Source organism: Aliiglaciecola sp. M165, from assembly GCF_007197995.1.
Classification (GTDB): domain Bacteria; phylum Pseudomonadota; class Gammaproteobacteria; order Enterobacterales; family Alteromonadaceae; genus Aliiglaciecola.
The window spans coordinates 154,964-171,310 of the sequence record NZ_VKKH01000005.1 but is presented as its reverse complement, the minus strand read 5'-3'; the positions used below and the strand labels follow the sequence as shown (position 1 = coordinate 171,310).

The following is a 16,347-nucleotide window of genomic DNA, read 5'->3' as shown; positions in this document are numbered from 1 at the left end:
ACCATTATTACTTATTTTTTATTTTTTTATGGTTCTAATAACGGTACATAGGTATAAAATATAAATCATTTCGTCAATTTTGCTCTGGTAGTATTATTTTTGTGAAGTACATCAAACTGTTATTAATCCTGAGTATAGCCGCATTTTTCGTTGGTACGATAACGATTGTGGGTATGTATTTCTATATCAAGCCCGACCTACCCAGTGTCGAGGTGCTTAAGGATGTCCGCCTGCAGACGCCTATGCGCATATACACTCAAGATGGAAAGTTAATTTCCCAGTTCGGTGTCAAGCGCCGAATCCCCCTAAAACTTGAGGAAGTACCAGAGCAACTGATACAAGCTGTGCTTGCTACAGAGGATAGTCGATTCTATGAACACCCTGGTATAGATCCTATCGGCATGGCTCGCGCTTTTGTGAGTTTGGTTGTTACCGGTGAGCGTGCACAAGGTGGTAGTACGCTAACCATGCAGCTTGCCCGCGGATTTTTCCTCACTCGGGAAAAAACCTATATCCGTAAGATTAAGGAAATCTTTATCGCTTGGCATATGGAAGGCCTGCTCAGTAAAGAAGAAATTTTGGAGCTGTATATAAACAAAGTTGAACTGGGTCACCGTTCTTTTGGTTTTGGCGCCGCAGCGCAAGTTTATTTTGGTAAAGCCATAAACGATTTGTCCCTTGCACAAATCGCTACTATTGCTGGACTACCTCAGGCGCCTTCGGTACTTAACCCAATTAGTAATCTTGAACGCTCGAAACAGCGTCGCCGTCTTGTTTTATTGCGTATGTTGGATGAGGAATTTATTACACGGGCTCAATACAACGAAGCGGCTAATGCAGACATAGGTGCCAAAAAGCATGGTGCAGAAATCGCCTTAGACGCGCCCTATCTTGCTGACATCATCTACAATGAGATGATTGAACTGTATGGAAAGGAAGAAGCTGAAACCGGAGGATATCAGGTTTATGCAACGGCGCCTTCTAACTTACAAGCAGCGGCGCAAACAGCAGTTATACAAAATTTACACGATTATGATGAGCGTCACGGCTATCGGGGACCTATCAGAACGTTATGGGGACAGGACGTTGACCAGGCGAATGACCCTGTTAGTGATCAAGTAGATTCGACCTTCGAACAATCAGAAATCTTAGACACACCCTTCACAGAAGAGCAAATGTTGGATGTTCTGGGTGTTTACAGTGACATTGGGGTATTGTCAGCTGCAGTTGTTACAAATGTAGAAGAACAAAGCATTGAAGTTTTTCGAGCACAAGGCGAACGTCTTGCTATCGACTGGCAAGGGTTACATTGGGCACGGCCTTACATTGACGACAATAGACAAGGTCCTGATCCTGAATTGGCGTCAGACATTGTTCAAGAAGGGCAACTTGTTTGGATTCGTTACAATCAACTAACCCAACAATGGCAACTCTCTCAGCTCCCTCAGGTCAGTGGTGCTTTTGTCGCTTTAGATCCCCAAAACGGGGCAGTTCAAGCGATTGTTGGCGGCTACAGTTTCTATCAAAGCCAGTTTAATCGTGCCACGCAGGCGAAACGTCAGGTTGGTTCAAACATCAAGCCGTTTATTTATTCTGCAGCAATAGAAGAAGGTTACACGCTGGCAAGTGTGATCAATGACGCACCTATTAACCAATGGGATGCGAGCACCGGCGTTGCTTGGCGACCGCAAAATTCCCCTGCTGTTTATGATGGGCCAATTCGCATGCGCGTGGCATTGGGGAAATCGAAAAACGTTGTGTCAGTTCGGCTTTTAAGAGCCATTGGCATTGATGATGCGGTGGAGCATCTGAGCAAATTTGGTTTTGATCGTTCTGAAATTCCTAAAGATGAAACCTTATCGCTTGGTTCAGGTTCACATACTCCGCTTGAGGTCGCCGCAGGTATGGGAGTACTTGCAAATGGAGGATTTTATGTCCAACCGCACTTTATCCAGCGAATTGAAAATGACTTGGGCGACGTGCTATGGGAAGCCAATCCGGCAATCGCCTGTGCTGAATGCGAAAAACAAGTGCAACAGCCAGAATCTATTGATGAAGCATCACAAGAAATCTCAGAGCCGGACATTGAAGCGCTTTTAGCCGCTGAATTAAACGGTATTATCGATGAGCCCGAGCCAGAAAGTGAAAAGCCGGTTATCTTGGCTGAACGAGTGCTTTCTGAACACAATGCATTTCTTACTCGCGAGATGATGCGCACAGCAGTGCGAGGAAATGGTCGTTGGAACAAAGATCCACAGCGAAATACCTATTGGCTAGGTACTGGTTGGCGTGCTCGTAACATCCTTGGTCGCACAGATTTAGCGGGTAAAACAGGAACGACTAACGATTCACGTGATACCTGGTTCAGTGGTTTTGCCCCAGGATTGGTGGCTACTTCTTGGGTTGGGTTCGATAACATGGGGCGAATGTTAGGCCGAACATCGCGTAATCAAAATTTAATCAATCAAAATCCAGAAAAATTCAACTGGATAGGAAATGCAATGATCGGTGCAGAAGATGGTGCAAAAGCTTCTCAACCTGCCTGGATCAGATTTATGGAAATTGCTTTAGACGGCGTTGAACAAGAGTTTAAACCGATCCCTGAGGGCATCGTAACGGTACGTATCGATCGCGCAACGGGCAAATTGACAACCCGAACAGATTACACCTCTATGTTTGAATACTTTATTGATGGCACTCAACCCGAAGCGTCTGTTCAACAAGATGTCATTGTGGATCCATTTGAGAGTGATGAAAAACAGGACGAACCTGACGATATATTTTAGTGATTGGTGCCTAGGGTTTTGATAGGTTGTTGCAAAACGACTCTTTGCGCCTAATCACCTCTGACCAGATAAATTCATACTGAGTTTGTAGCGTTTTCGGCTAAACTTGCCGCCATTCTATAAATGTCGCGACTAACGTCGCATTTTTTGTTTTTCTGCATACACTGTGTTTAATCACTACGGATGAAACTGAGCTAATATGAGCAACGCTTCGAAATATTTGTACATTCCCCACGCTGGTCCCGCCCTGCTAGAAACGCCATTGCTAAATAAGGGCAGTGCGTTTACCGCAAAAGAAAGAGAAAATTTCAATTTGACCGGCTTGTTGCCGCCAAGATATGAAAGTATCGAAGAGCAGGTCGACCGTGCTTACATGCAATATTCAAGCTTTAGTGCCCCGATCAACAAACATATTTATCTGCGGGCAATCCAGGACAATAACGAAACCTTGTTTTATCGATTGGTGCAGGAGCATATCGATGAAATGATGCCAATCATTTATACCCCGACTGTTGGCGATGCCTGTGAGCAGTTTTCTGATATTTATCGCAGTTCGCGCGGTCTGTTCGTGTCTTATTCAGAACGATTCCAAATTGACGATATTCTGCGCAATGCGACGAAACGCAAAGTTAAAGTGATTGTTGTTACTGACGGCGAACGAATTCTAGGTTTGGGCGATCAGGGCATTGGCGGAATGGGTATTCCGATTGGAAAATTGTCTTTGTACACTGCCTGTGGCGGGATCAGCCCTGCTTACACCTTACCCGTGATGTTGGATGTGGGAACAAACAATCAAAAATTGCTTGATGATCCTATGTACATGGGCGCGCGCCACAAGCGCATAGAGCAAGACGAATACAATGAATTTGTCGATTTATTTATTCAGGCGGCGCAGCGACGTTGGCCTGGTGTGATGATCCAATTTGAGGACTTTGCTCAGCCAAATGCGATGCCACTGCTTGAACGGTATCGTGATCAGGTCTGTTGTTTTAATGACGATATCCAAGGTACTGCAGCAGTAACCCTTGGCTCGATTTTAGCCGCCTGCAGAAGTAAAAATGCAAAGTTAAGAGATCAGAAAGTGGTGTTTGTTGGGGCAGGTTCCGCAGGCTGCGGTATTGCCGAGATGATCATTAGCCGAATGTGCCACGAAGGTCTCAGTGACGAGCAAGCACGCAAACAAGTTTTCATGATTGATCGTTATGGTTTGCTGACAGAAGGGATGGAAGGACTACGAGATTTTCAGCAGAAATTGGTACAGCAAACAGATGACATACAAGGTTGGCCCTATGATGGCGAATGGGCATCATTGTTAGATGTGGTTAACTGCGCTAAGCCGGATATTTTGATCGGTGTTTCAGGACAGGCTGGGTTGTTTACTGAAGATGTGATTAAAGGCATGAAAGCCAACTGTGAGTTGCCTATTATTTTCCCTTTGAGTAATCCGTCAAGACAAGTTGAAGCCCGCCCTGAGCAAGTAATTGAATGGACTCAAGGTCAGGTGATCATTGCAACAGGAAGCCCCTTCTCTCCAGTTGAATACAATGGCAAGATTTATCCTATCGCGCAGTGTAACAATAGCTACATTTTTCCAGGAATTGGCTTAGGTGTGATAGCTAGTAAGTCTAGATTGATCAGCGAAGAAATGTTGATGGTGACGAGTGAAGCCCTGGCCGATGCATCCCCTCTGGCAAACACAGGTGAAGGTGCATTACTTCCGCCTCTTATTGATATTGCTAGCTTGAGTCGCAAGATTGCCTTTGCTGTGGGTAAAGTGGCTCAATCGCAAGGGCTTGCGCTTGAGACGACCGATGAGCAGTTGCAAGCCAGTATCAATAGCAATTTCTGGCAGCCGGAGTATCGAGAATATAAACGGGTGAGTATCTAAAAAAAGCCCGCTTGTGAAAGCGGGCTTGCTAGTCGACTAATTCGTTTATTAAAATTTAGCTGCGACGCACCTTTCTCAAACCTAACAAGCCTAGTGCGAATAATGCCAAAGCGCCAGGTTCAGGAATATCGTTGGGTTGAGTTACACTTTCATTGATATAAGCAAGCCCATCAAAATTTCCTAATCCGGATAATTCTGTGGTTCGTGCAAAGCCATTTCCATTATCGTAGGAAAATAGGTTACCGCTGTAATCGATGCTCCAGTATACGTCTTTCTCGTCATCAAACGCTAGGCCACTATTATTGACAAAAGGACCATCAAACAATAGCGTGAGGTCGCCATTTGCTCGGTTGACATTGTATAAATCACCCGCTCCATCATTCATACCAACCAAAATGTCACTGACAGCATTGTATGTCATGCCACCTATTCCGGTAGCCATCGCGGCATTAATCGTTGTTGCTGCACCCGTACTGACATCCAATGAAAATAGACCTGTTCCACCGGAAAATTGAGATCCGTATAACATACCGCTAGTCGTATCAAAAGCTATGGCAAATAAGTCTCTGATACCGTGTGAGCCCACCAAAGACGCATTTCCTGTGGTCATATCAACAGTATAGAGATTTTCGTTGTTACGCCCACCTACCATGTACAATGTATCAGAGTTGGAATCATAAGAAAGCCCGCCAAAAGCGACGTTTGTCCCCAAGTTCCCAATAGTTGTCAGTGCCAAGGTGTCAGTATCAATACTGACCAAGGTATCGTTTCTGTTATCTATTGCCATCAACAAGCCGGCGTTGGCGCTCAATGAGAGCGTAGACGCTAGAAGAAGGGCAGTTTGTAGTAATTTTTTCATAACGTTTTGATTCCGTTGTCAAACTGATTAGCTTTTAAAAAATAAACCAGCAAATTTAATACCAACACAAAATATATATAAAATACAGCGGGTTAAATGAAATCATGTTGATGTTCAATTGGTTAATGTTAAAAATGCTGACAATATATTGAAGGGCTTATCGCACTACAAAGGAATGACTCTAGTTATCAAACGTACTTGTTCGTTTGACGAGATTATTGAAAATCAGAACTTTAGTGTGAATACCTTAGAGTTACGCTGGAAATTATAAAGTTCCTTTTTCGATTCAGGCAAAGAGGGTAGGTCAGCCTGAACAAATCCTTGCTCCTGAAACCAGTGAGCGGTGACCGTGGTGAGCACGAAAATCGACGTAAGACCGAGTTGTTCGGCTTGTTGCTTAATGGCTTCAAGTAAGCGTTCTCCACGACTACTACCTCGGTAGTCTGGATGAGTCGCCACGCAAGCCAACTCGCCCGTACCTTCAGATTGATAGGGATAGAAAGCCGCGCAAGCGACAACCATGCCGTCCCGTTCAATCAAGGTGAATCTTTCAATCTCAGCTTCCAGTAGCTCTCGCGATCGTTTGACCAAAATGCCCTTTTCCTCAAGCGGGTTAATTAGCTGAAGGATCCCACCCACATCTTCAATTTTAGCCTGGCGCAGTTGCTCGTAGTGTTTTTTAGAAATCAACGACCCTGAACCATCACGAGTGAACAACTCCTGTAACAATGCTCCATCTTGGTGATAGCCAACACAATGACATCGAGGAATATCTTCTGCCAGTGACTCTTTGATCGCGTGTAAAATAGCGCGCTGATTGTGGGTGTCTGTCCCAGCCAAAAGCCCTTCAAGTTGAGCGGAGTCGATGTTTCTGCACAGTTTTCCTGATTCATCAATAATGCCTTGATGTTCGGAAAAAATAATTAGCTTATCTGCTTGCAATCCTATAGCAGCCTGTGTAGCAACATCTTCGTGGGATAAGTTAAAGACCTCTCCTGTAGACGAATAACCCATTGGCGACAGTAGAACAATCGAACCATCTTGAAGATGATCATTAATCCCCTCAACGTCGATTCTGCGCACTAGGCCCGTGTGCTCGTAATCAACGCCGTCGCGCACACCCATGGGCATTGCCACCACCAGATTGCCCGAACACACGCGAATTTGTGAACCGTGCATCGGGGAATTGGCCAGCCCCATGGTTAACAGGGCCTCTATTTGCGAACGCACCGAACCGGCTGCGTCTTTAACCGATTCAAGGGTTTGTTTGTCGGTGAGTCGAATATTGTTGGCAAAGCGCTTTTCAACACCACGTAACGCAATACGTTGGTCAATTTGTGGCCTTGCACCATGCACTAAAACGAGTTTCACTCCCAAGCTGTTTAACAAGGCTATATCGCTGATGATATTGGCAAAGTTGGCGTCTTCAATAGCCTCTCCGCCAAACATCAATACAAAGGTTTTTCCTCGGTGCGCATTGATATAAGGCGCAGAGTTTCTGAAAAGTTTGACGCTATCAATGTCCGACATCACCATGGTGTTTCCTTTCCCTACCCTTTCAACGCCGCAAGCTCGTTATCTAACGCTGCAAATACCGGTTTCGCGCCAGTGCCACCTAGAATATTGCGTTTATCGACTAAGTACTCCAGCTCCAAAATGTCATACACATCGTTTTCAATGACATCACTGAAGCTTTGAAGCTCGGTCAATGAGAGCCCTTCGATGGGTTTATTTTGCGCTATGGCCGCTAGCACGATCTGTCCAGAAATATCGTGTGCGGTTCTAAACGGGATCCCTTTGCCAACGAGGTAATCTGCCATTTCTGTAGCGTTTGCATAGCCCTGGCGTGCCGCTTGTGCGCAGCGTTGAGCATCAAGCTGAATGGTGTCGATAACTTCCGCTGCTATACACAAGCAAATATGCCATTGATTGACTGCATCAAACGCACCCTCTTTGTCTTCTTGCATATCTTTGTTGTAGGCAAGTGGCAGGCCTTTCATGGTGACCAGCAAACTTTGCAAGCTTCCAAACACACGTCCACATTTACCTCGCATCAACTCCAATGCATCGGGGTTTTTCTTTTGTGGCATTAATGATGAACCTGATGTCACTGCATCGCCCAATGTAATAAAACCCGCTTCGCCTGAATTGAAGAAGATCAAATCTTCTGCCATACGAGATAAATGCATCATGCTGGTGCTGGCGCAAAACATCAGCTCCAGCACATAGTCTCTGTCGGAGACGGCATCGAGACTATTGATGCTAGGACTGGCAAACCCCAGTTGAGAGGCGATCTCTTGTCTATCGATTTCGTATACTGTCCCCGCCAACGCACCGCATCCTAAAGGACTCTGATCCATACGAATCAGCAAATCATCCAGACGGCTGATATCACGTTTAATCATTTCGACATAGGCCAGACACCAATGAGGGTAACGCACCGGTTGTGCTCGCTGAAGATGGGTATAACCGGGTAATATAACCTGTCGATTAGCATCCGCCGAGTTGACCAGCGCGGCCTTCACGCCAAGCAAGTCATCACGTAAGTTAACAATGTGTTCTTTGCACCAAAGGCGAAAATCGGTGGCGACCTGATCATTACGGCTACGGCCTGTATGCAGCTTTCGCCCCAGATCGCCGAGTTGTTCGATCAGCGCAGCTTCAACAAAACTGTGAATATCTTCTTCACTGCTAGCGTCAAAATCCAGTTCACCCGCTTCGGCTTTTTCCAACAGTGCAGACAGTGCAGCTTCAATTTGCTGTTGCTCCTGTTCACTCATTACCCCCGCCTTGGCTATCGCACGTGACCAGATAATTGAACCGCGAATATCCTGACTAGCTAGGATCCGGTCAAAGGGCAGGGAGTCGTTGACCTGCCGAAACATATTGCTGCTGCCACCTTGAAAACGGCCTCCCCACAGACCCATTAGCGTCTCTCTCCATTGTTCTTCTTTTCACCTTCAGAGGCGATAGGATTGGCGTTTAACGCTTGGATTCGACTTGATAAACTAAACAGACGAATAAAGCCCTCGGCGTGTTTTTGGTCGTACACATCATCTTCACCAAAAGTGGCAAAGGCTTCAGAATATAGGCTGTTAGGTGAGCGGCGCTGCACCACTGTGGCACTGCCTTTGTACAATTTCACTACTATGTCACCAGTGACTTGTTTAGCAAACGACCCTGCACCGGCGAGCAACGAATCAGACAATGCAGTAAACCAACGGCCGTCGTACATCACATGAGAAAACTCCAAGCCTAGCTGCTCACGATGTTTAAATGCAGCTTTATCTAGCACCAAACATTCCAACGCCTTATAGGCTGCCATGATGACTGTACCACCTGGTGTTTCATAACACCCTCGTGATTTCATACCTACTAAACGGTTTTCAACAATGTCGATGCGGCCTACACCGTGTGCCGCGGCTATGTCATTAAGTTTGACCAAGGCCTGATAGGGAGATAAATGTTCTTTATTGACAGCAACCAATCGCCCTTGATCAAAAGTCAGTTGCACTCGCTCTGGGCTATCTGGTGCATCTTCAGGATCCACTGTCATGGTCCAGATTTGTTTCGTGGGTTCACACCAGGGATCTTCTAACTCGCCACCTTCATGAGAAATATGCCATGCGTTAGCGTCTCGGCTATATATTTTGGTCGCGGAAGCGCTAGTTTTAATATCACGCTCAGCAAGATAATCGAGCAAATCTTCACGAGAAACCATGTCCCATTCACGCCATGGGGCGATCACCTGTAAATCCGGTGCCAAGGCTGCAAATGCACTTTCAAAACGCACTTGGTCGTTGCCTTTACCTGTGCAGCCATGGCACACAGCATCAGCACCGACTTTACGGGCAATTTCCACTTGTGCTTTAGCAATCACGGGGCGCGCCATAGACGTTCCCAGCAAATAATCATCTTCGTATACTGCGCCTGTGGTAATCGTCGGGAAGATATAGTCGGCAACAAATTCTTCTTTTAAATCGACGATGTAACACTCGCTTGCACCGGTTTGAATGGCTTTTTCGTGCAAGCCTTCCAACTCTTCCTCACCTTGACCCACGTCGGCTGCAAAGGCGACAACTTCACAATCGTAGTTTTCTTTTAACCATGGGATTATCGCAGAGGTGTCCAGGCCTCCTGAGTAGGCTAATACCACTTTTTTGATAGAGGGTTTTGACATGTTCGTTCCTAAAAATTACGTATTATGATTCATGTTATTTGAGTAAAGTCGCCAAAATGGCATTTTGTGCCCACATACGATTTTCAGCCTGTTGCATTAACAAAGACTGGTCGCTATCGATCAAGCTGCCGCTGATCTCCAAATCGCGATGGGCAGGCTGACAATGCATTACATACTTTGCCCCTGTCATTGCCATCAACGCTTCGTCGACTTTGTAAGGGTCGAAAATTTGTTTTATTTGATCCAATGCAGTGGTGTCACCCATCGAAATCCAAGTGTCAGCATAGAGCACATCCGCCCCTTTTGCTGCGCGAAGATCATGATCCTGAACAATCTTTGCACCGGTTTTTTCACCGATAGATTGAGCTATTTGCAGGATTTCTTCATCCACTTCATGGCCCAACGGGGTCACGCTAATCACATTCACACCTAAAATTGCGCCCATCAACAATAATGAATGTGTCACGTTGTTACCGTCACCAATATAGGCAAGGGTTAACCCTTGAAGCTGTTCATAATTTTCAGCCAACGTCAGATAATCTGCAAGGGCCTGACAAGGGTGATATTTGTCACAAAGCGCGTTAATTACTGGTACCTTGGCAGATTGGCTAAAGGTTTCAAGTGTGGAATGGGAATACACTCTGGCAACAATCGCATCTGCCCAACATGCGAGATTTGCCGCGGTATCTGATGCGTCTTCACGGCCGACTAGTTTGTTTGCCTGGCTATCAAGATAGACCATGTGGCCACCCAGTTTGTGAATGCCAATGTCAAAGCTAACCCGGGTGCGTAATGAAGGCTTTTCGAACAAAGCGACAACCGATTTGCCTTTTAGGGAATCTTGGTAATCTGCAGGGGTGGTTTTCATTTTGATAGCAAGGCTCAACAAATCTGAGATTTGCTGCGCTGACCAATCTTTAAAGGTTAACAAGTCCTGTTTCATCATGCTTCCTGTTTATTGGGTAAAATTGTTGTTCCAACGGATCCGGCCCCGTCGTCATTAAATATGGTTAGGTCTTTCCAGCTCGCAATGGTGACCGGCTGCTGAATGGCTTTGGCTGCATCAAGCGCAGCGTTAACTTTAACCGTCATACCATCACGGATCACTCCACAGTCGATGAGTTTATCAATTTGTATTTCATCAAGACTGCTGACCAGTTCGCTATGTTCATCAAGCACGCCTTTTACGTCCGATAACAAAACCAGCTGAGCATTAAGTAGTTTTGCAATTACCGTAGCCGCTTGATCGGCATTCACATTGAGTAATTGACCGGATGTGTCTTTGCCAATGGAGCTAATAATAGGCAAGTAACCGGAACCCAACAAAGTGGTCAATAATAGTGGGTCATGGACCGTTGCCTGACCCACATTACCTAATTCATCGTTAATTTTTTGGCAAACTGTCATGTTGCCATCGAATAGGCTCAACCCGACCGTATTTAAACCAGCTTGTTGCGCCAATGCACAGAGTTGTTTGTTGACTGTGCCGGCTAATGCGCCCACCACATAATTAATTTGTTCCGGCGGTGTGACGCGTAACCCATCAATTTTCGCTGTTGGTAGATCCAAGTCTGACATAAGCTTTTCGACTGAGCTGCCACCACCATGCACTAGTACGATGGGGGTCTGAGTATGAGACGCGCACAATGCTTTAAAAAAGGGTATAGAAATATCCGGGTCATCCAAAAAGGCGCCGCCTACTTTAACCACTTTGACCGTCATGGCTTTGCTCCTTCGACCAAAGCAGGTTTTGCCAACGAGGTGTGGCTTTTCATATTGAAGGCTAAATTAGCGCATTGTATTGCTTGAGATGCTGCACCTTTTAACAGGTTATCAATGGCACTACCGATCACAAGATATCCAGACCCCGGATCGAATTTCCAAGCAAGGTCGCAAAAAGGTGTGCGAACAACATTATCCAATTTCGGAAACTGCTTCATCAAGCGAATGAGCGGACTTTCTAAATAGGCGCTTTGATAAGCATCATCGATTTGGTTTTGTGCTGTTTTTCCGACGAGTTTTACTGTTATGGTGGCAAGGATGCCTCGTTTAAAATCGCCTAGGTGCGGCGTAAAAATGACTTGGTCACCCAAGTACTGACTAATTTCAGGTTGATGGCGATGTCCAAGTACACCGTAAGCCTGCAGGCTGACTTCACAAAAACTATTGCTCAATGCCGCTTTACGGCCCGCACCACTTACACCAGACACCGCGTTAATAATAGGTAGCACCTGTTTGTCAATGAGCCCTGCCTGGGCAAGAGGTTTAAGTGCAAGCAGCGATGCAGTGGGATAACATCCTGGAACCGCCACAAATTTCGCTTTAGCAATATCATCTGCATACCATTCGGCTAGTCCATACACTGCCTCGTTCAGCAATGTGGCGTGGGCATGTTTAAACCCATAAAATTGCTCAAAAATCTTGTTATCTTTGAGCCGAAAGGCACCAGATAAATCAAATACTTTAGCTTTGGCATTGACCAACATAGCGCCCCAATCGTGGCTGGCTTCATGTGGGGTTGCAAGGAAAATGGCATCCATAGATTCAGCCAATTCGATAAGCTTCTCATCACTGATAGGGACTAGCGTGTGATCAACATAACTTTGCAGCCAAGGATGTAGTGCACTTATCGGTTTATGCGCTTCCTGACTTGCTGGTGAAACAAACAAACCCGCTAATTCAAAGTGCGGATGGTCTTCAATTAGTTTTGCTAATTCGGCACCAGTATATCCACTAGCGCCAATAACACATGCTTTGAACATCATTAATAACCAATAAAATAGAGTTTAAAAAAGTGGAAAAAAAAGCGCTCTTTACCTTTGAACACTACCCTAAATCAAAGGTAAAGAGCGAGCTACGCAACAGGTCTCATTTTCGTCGCATGAATGCGCGAACGTAGCAAGGCAGGGAAAAATTCTGTGTCATCTTTTTAATTTGTTCTCAATCGTCAATATAAGGTTTAATCTGTATTTGTGATCTTGCTTTCATCACTTGGATAGACGTAGCTTGCCACTAATGATATAAATATGCAATAAAAGTGAATAAATATATTAAGGGTTTTTATGCGAAATCGTACTTTCTTAGATATTTATGAAAAAATCATCTCTATCCCGTCAATTAGTGCGATGGAAGAACGTATTGATCAATCAAATAAGCAGATCATCGACTATTTAAGTAATCTTTTTGCTGATATTGGTTTTAGAATTTCTATTCAAAAAGTACCCAATGCCCGAAACAAATATAATCTGTTGGCGCAAGTAGGGTCTGGAGAAGGCGGATTGTTGCTGGCAGGACATTCAGATACGGTGCCTTTTGATGAAGGGCGATGGAACAGTGATCCCTTTAAACTTAAACATCAAGACAACCGATTATACGGGTTAGGAACCTGTGACATGAAGGGCTTTTTTGCATTTATCTTCGAAGCTATTCAAACTTTAGAGTTAGATAAAATTAAAAAACCACTTTTTATCTTAGCCACCGCTGACGAAGAAACCACCATGGCCGGAGCGCGCTTTTTTGCAAGCCAGCAATTGATTAAGCCTGAAATGGCCATTATTGGTGAACCCACAGAGCTTAAGCCCATAGGAAAGCACAAGGGGCACATGGGGCAAAGCCTTGAAATTGCCGGTCAATCAGGGCATTCCAGTGACCCAGAAAAAGGCGTGAATGCCATTGAAATTATGCACAAGGCCATTCATTCTTTGCTGGAGTTACGTGACAATTTAGCACTGAATTATCGTGATGAGAGTTTTACCGTGCCTCAAGCGACGCTGAATTTAGGGCATGTGCACGGTGGTGATGCCGAGAATCGAATTTGCGGCCATTGTAAATTAAATTTTGATTTGCGCTGTGTACCTGGGCTAAGTGATGAACAGGCTGTCCGTATGATTGATGATGCGTTGGCTCCCGTCTATAAGCAGTATCCTAATCGAATATTACGCACATCGATGTACGATTCTTCCCCAGCATTTGCTTGTAAAAACGAACACGATATTGTTGATTTAGCGGAGACCTTGACGGGATTTTCGATGCAAAATGCCAACTATGCAACCGAGGCACCCTTTATCAATATGTTGGGCTGCGATACATTAGTATTAGGTCCCGGTAGTATTGAACAGGCGCATCAGCCTGATGAGTTCATTTCGCTGGATTATGTCGCACCAACAGTGACCTTACTCAACAAGATGATCCATCACATATGCTATTAAAAAAAATCACGTTTTTTATCTCTGCTTTGCTCTCAATCAACCTCTCTTATGCATCGTATCCACCGCTGCCAGAACCTGTCTCGAACAACGCTGTAGCCTTTGTAAAAACTGAACATGGTGACTATCTAGTCTCCATGATGGGACTCGGCGCGGGACGTGATTACAAAGATATTCACAATAAAGTGTGGGCTTTGAAAATCGGTGAAAATAGTTGGCAACAAAAAACATCAGTTCCTTCGTCTTTACCACTCAAAGGTCGTCTTGCAAGTATTGCGGTTGGCATCAAACAACATGTGTATTTATTTGGTGGCTATACGGTGGCTGCAGACCACACCGAAATATCCAGTCCAGATAATTTTAAATATGACGTGGTACAAGACAACTACATCAAATTAGCAGCGATGCCTGTTCCGGTAGACGATGCTGTCGCTCTGGTGCACCAAGAACGTTATATTTATCTTGTCAGTGGTTGGCACAACGACGGCAATGTGAATCTCGTTCAGGTTTACGATACCCAAACTGATTCTTGGCGCCAGGCATCACCGTTTTTAGGCAAACCGGTATTTGGACATGCTGGTGCCATATCAGTAAATAAAATGGTTGTTTGTGATGGTGTGGCAGTTGTGCCTGAAGCGAACAAGCGAAGGGGATTTGCCGCCGAATCTGCCTGTTACATTGGTACAATTACGGACGACATCTATAAAATTGATTGGCGCACGCTGCCTCATCCAACCGGTACTGCGCGTTATCGAATGGCCGCCACTCATGTCGGAGACACACTATATTTTGCTGGTGGTTCGGATAATCCATACAACTATAACGGGATTGGCTATGATGGACAGCCATCAAAGGCGGATAACCAAGTTTGGATTTTTAATCTAGACACAATGAAGTGGAACATTTCCAGCACAAAAGCCGCAACAATGGATCACAGAGGTCTAATTAACGATAAAGATCAATTGCTTATTATTGGTGGAATGGGTAAAAATCAACAAGTGTTAAATACTGTTACACAGATAAAGCTTTCAGACTTGGAATAAATTAAATGGGAAATTTTGTCAAAAAAACCATTGCGCTTGTCGCACATGATCATAAAAAAAGCGAACTGGTTGAGTGGGCAGGTGACCATATTGAACAACTCAAAAAACATGACTTAGTTGCTACGGGTACAACAGGTGGATTGTTGGCTGACAAATTGTCCTTGTCGATTCATCGTTTTAAAAGTGGCCCATTAGGCGGCGACCAACAAATCGGTGCACTGATCGCAGAAAGAAAACTAGATTGCTTGATATTTTTCTGGGATCCACTCAATCCTGCGCCTCATGACCCAGACGTTAAAGCGTTACTGCGCCTGTGCTCCGTATGGAATCTGCCTGTTGCGTGCAGTCGCTCCACCGCAGATTTACTAATCACCTCTCCTTTGTTTAGCAGTGACGAATATCAAAGGTTTATTCCTGATTACTAATAGATTGTGTGATGCACAGTGAATTGTGTCGGATTCATTTACAGTAAGTTAATTCGTGAAATAATTTGTGCATTTAAATCAATTGGTTACGGAATGGCATTGTTTGTGCTGATCCAATAATCAGAATGATTCTTTTATGAATTTACTGATTATAAAGGACAAAAAATAATGAAAAAATTTCTGTTAGGTCTATCGTGCTTTTTGACCATGAGTTTTGCGAATGCTGGTTTATTGCAAAGCTACTTCCTTGCTGATGGTGATGCCAGTATTTTGGTAGAGATCCAAGGCACGAGTGTAGTTAATGAGTACACCACCTTCAATCTCGGCTATCCAATCTCTGTTAGAGATACGATATGGTTGGGTCACCGTGATGATAATGGTGCAACTGAGTATGATTTGGCCGGCAATGCTACGGGTAATACGTCGGTTGGTGGTAATGCTTTTTCTCAACTACTCGATGGTGCGTCTGGCATAGGAGTGAATTATGGGGTTGAGTGCTGCGGCGTTGTTAACTCTGTTACCGTCGCTAACGAAGATTGGTCAAATCAACGTGTGCTTTTTGATTTAACCGAATCGGGCTCTGGAATCTCTTACGACCCTATTACTGATAGCTTATTTATATCGACTTTCGGTTCCACAATTTCTAACTATGATTTGTCTGGTAACCTATTGGGAAGCTTTGATTTAACTGGGTCTTTGGTTGGGTTAGCATATGAGAGCGCAAGCGATACCTTTTGGGCTTATAACCGTGTGAATCTAGGCATGATCCAGTTCGATAGAAATGGGAATACCCTCGACTCATTCGTCGTTAGCGGTTTAACCCAAAGAAATTATTTCGGTGGCGAGATTGCCTTAAACGCGGTAGAGGTACCAGAACCCGCTTCAATTAGCTTATTGGCCATAGCCTTATTAGCAATGCGCAGATTTAAGCGAGTGTAATCACTGGCTTGCTTGTAAAAAG

General features: G+C 44.8%; 13 protein-coding genes. 6 read left to right on the top strand and 7 right to left on the bottom strand.

All coding sequences use genetic code 11. From position 1 onward, the window contains the following. Window positions 1-101 precede the first annotated feature (101 nt). Window positions 102-2,786, top strand: coding sequence for a penicillin-binding protein 1A (locus FM019_RS10920; protein ID WP_143835972.1), 2,685 nt, complete (start codon window positions 102-104; stop codon window positions 2,784-2,786). Between the two features lie 199 nt (window positions 2,787-2,985). Continuing rightward, window positions 2,986-4,674, top strand: a complete 1,689-nt coding sequence (locus FM019_RS10915) for an NAD-dependent malic enzyme (RefSeq protein WP_143835971.1) — start codon at window positions 2,986-2,988, stop codon at window positions 4,672-4,674. 55 nt (window positions 4,675-4,729) lie between these two features. Here FM019_RS10915 and FM019_RS10910 read toward each other — a convergent pair whose 3' ends face one another. The 7 genes from FM019_RS10910 to argC form a co-directional block, all read right to left on the bottom strand. Next, window positions 4,730-5,533 carry a PEP-CTERM sorting domain-containing protein gene (locus tag FM019_RS10910; RefSeq protein ID WP_143835970.1) on the bottom strand — a complete coding sequence of 268 codons (804 nt, stop codon included), beginning with the start codon at window positions 5,531-5,533 and terminating at the stop codon, window positions 4,730-4,732. A gap of 225 nt (window positions 5,534-5,758) precedes the next feature. Further along, window positions 5,759-7,069: an amino-acid N-acetyltransferase gene (argA, locus tag FM019_RS10905; RefSeq protein ID WP_143835969.1), complete on the bottom strand. Its 1,311-nt coding sequence runs from the start codon at window positions 7,067-7,069 to the stop codon at window positions 5,759-5,761. Between the two features lie 14 nt (window positions 7,070-7,083). Beyond that, window positions 7,084-8,460, bottom strand: coding sequence for an argininosuccinate lyase (argH, locus tag FM019_RS10900; protein ID WP_143835968.1), 1,377 nt, complete (start codon window positions 8,458-8,460; stop codon window positions 7,084-7,086). Continuing rightward, entirely contained in the window at window positions 8,460-9,713 is a 1,254-nt protein-coding gene (locus FM019_RS10895; RefSeq protein ID WP_143835967.1) for an argininosuccinate synthase, read from the bottom strand. Before FM019_RS10895 ends, argH begins: the two co-directional genes overlap by 1 nt. Window positions 9,714-9,747: 34 nt before the next feature. Continuing rightward, on the bottom strand, window positions 9,748-10,656 hold the full coding sequence (locus tag FM019_RS10890) for an ornithine carbamoyltransferase (protein ID WP_143835966.1): 909 nt from the start codon (window positions 10,654-10,656) through the stop codon (window positions 9,748-9,750). Continuing rightward, entirely contained in the window at window positions 10,656-11,435 is a 780-nt protein-coding gene (argB, locus tag FM019_RS10885) for an acetylglutamate kinase (protein ID WP_143835965.1), read from the bottom strand. Before argB ends, FM019_RS10890 begins: the two co-directional genes overlap by 1 nt. Then, complete coding sequence (gene argC, locus FM019_RS10880) at window positions 11,432-12,475, bottom strand: N-acetyl-gamma-glutamyl-phosphate reductase (protein WP_143836144.1); 1,044 nt, start codon at window positions 12,473-12,475, stop codon at window positions 11,432-11,434. Before argC ends, argB begins: the two co-directional genes overlap by 4 nt. Window positions 12,476-12,775: 300 nt before the next feature. Between argC and argE the strand changes: the two genes are divergently transcribed. The 4 genes from argE (at window position 12,776) to FM019_RS10860 (ending at window position 16,325) form a co-directional block, all read left to right on the top strand. Then, window positions 12,776-13,921: an acetylornithine deacetylase gene (gene argE, locus FM019_RS10875; protein ID WP_143835964.1), complete on the top strand. Its 1,146-nt coding sequence runs from the start codon at window positions 12,776-12,778 to the stop codon at window positions 13,919-13,921. Next, a complete protein-coding gene (locus FM019_RS10870) occupies window positions 13,912-14,961 on the top strand; it encodes a Kelch repeat-containing protein (RefSeq protein ID WP_143835963.1) in 1,050 nt (349 codons plus the stop codon). Before argE ends, FM019_RS10870 begins: the two co-directional genes overlap by 10 nt. Before the next feature lie 5 nt (window positions 14,962-14,966). Continuing rightward, window positions 14,967-15,386 carry a methylglyoxal synthase gene (locus tag FM019_RS10865; protein ID WP_143835962.1) on the top strand — a complete coding sequence of 140 codons (420 nt, stop codon included), beginning with the start codon at window positions 14,967-14,969 and terminating at the stop codon, window positions 15,384-15,386. Window positions 15,387-15,554: 168 nt separating this feature from the next. Next, window positions 15,555-16,325 carry a hypothetical protein gene (locus FM019_RS10860; RefSeq protein ID WP_143835961.1) on the top strand — a complete coding sequence of 257 codons (771 nt, stop codon included), beginning with the start codon at window positions 15,555-15,557 and terminating at the stop codon, window positions 16,323-16,325. Window positions 16,326-16,347 lie beyond the last annotated feature (22 nt).

Coding starts and splice junctions, on each gene's coding strand:
- argE (WP_143835964.1), top strand. CDS start 12,776: ATGCGAAATCGTACTTTCTTAGATATTTATGAAAAAATCATCTCTATC.
- FM019_RS10895 (WP_143835967.1), bottom strand. CDS start 9,713: ATGTCAAAACCCTCTATCAAAAAAGTGGTATTAGCCTACTCAGGAGGC.
- argC (WP_143836144.1), bottom strand. CDS start 12,475: ATGTTCAAAGCATGTGTTATTGGCGCTAGTGGATATACTGGTGCCGAA.
- argH (WP_143835968.1), bottom strand. CDS start 8,460: ATGGGTCTGTGGGGAGGCCGTTTTCAAGGTGGCAGCAGCAATATGTTT.
- FM019_RS10890 (WP_143835966.1), bottom strand. CDS start 10,656: ATGAAACAGGACTTGTTAACCTTTAAAGATTGGTCAGCGCAGCAAATC.
- FM019_RS10865 (WP_143835962.1), top strand. CDS start 14,967: ATGGGAAATTTTGTCAAAAAAACCATTGCGCTTGTCGCACATGATCAT.
- argA (WP_143835969.1), bottom strand. CDS start 7,069: ATGGTGATGTCGGACATTGATAGCGTCAAACTTTTCAGAAACTCTGCG.
- FM019_RS10915 (WP_143835971.1), top strand. CDS start 2,986: ATGAGCAACGCTTCGAAATATTTGTACATTCCCCACGCTGGTCCCGCC.
- argB (WP_143835965.1), bottom strand. CDS start 11,435: ATGACGGTCAAAGTGGTTAAAGTAGGCGGCGCCTTTTTGGATGACCCG.
- FM019_RS10910 (WP_143835970.1), bottom strand. CDS start 5,533: ATGAAAAAATTACTACAAACTGCCCTTCTTCTAGCGTCTACGCTCTCA.
- FM019_RS10870 (WP_143835963.1), top strand. CDS start 13,912: ATGCTATTAAAAAAAATCACGTTTTTTATCTCTGCTTTGCTCTCAATC.
- FM019_RS10860 (WP_143835961.1), top strand. CDS start 15,555: ATGAAAAAATTTCTGTTAGGTCTATCGTGCTTTTTGACCATGAGTTTT.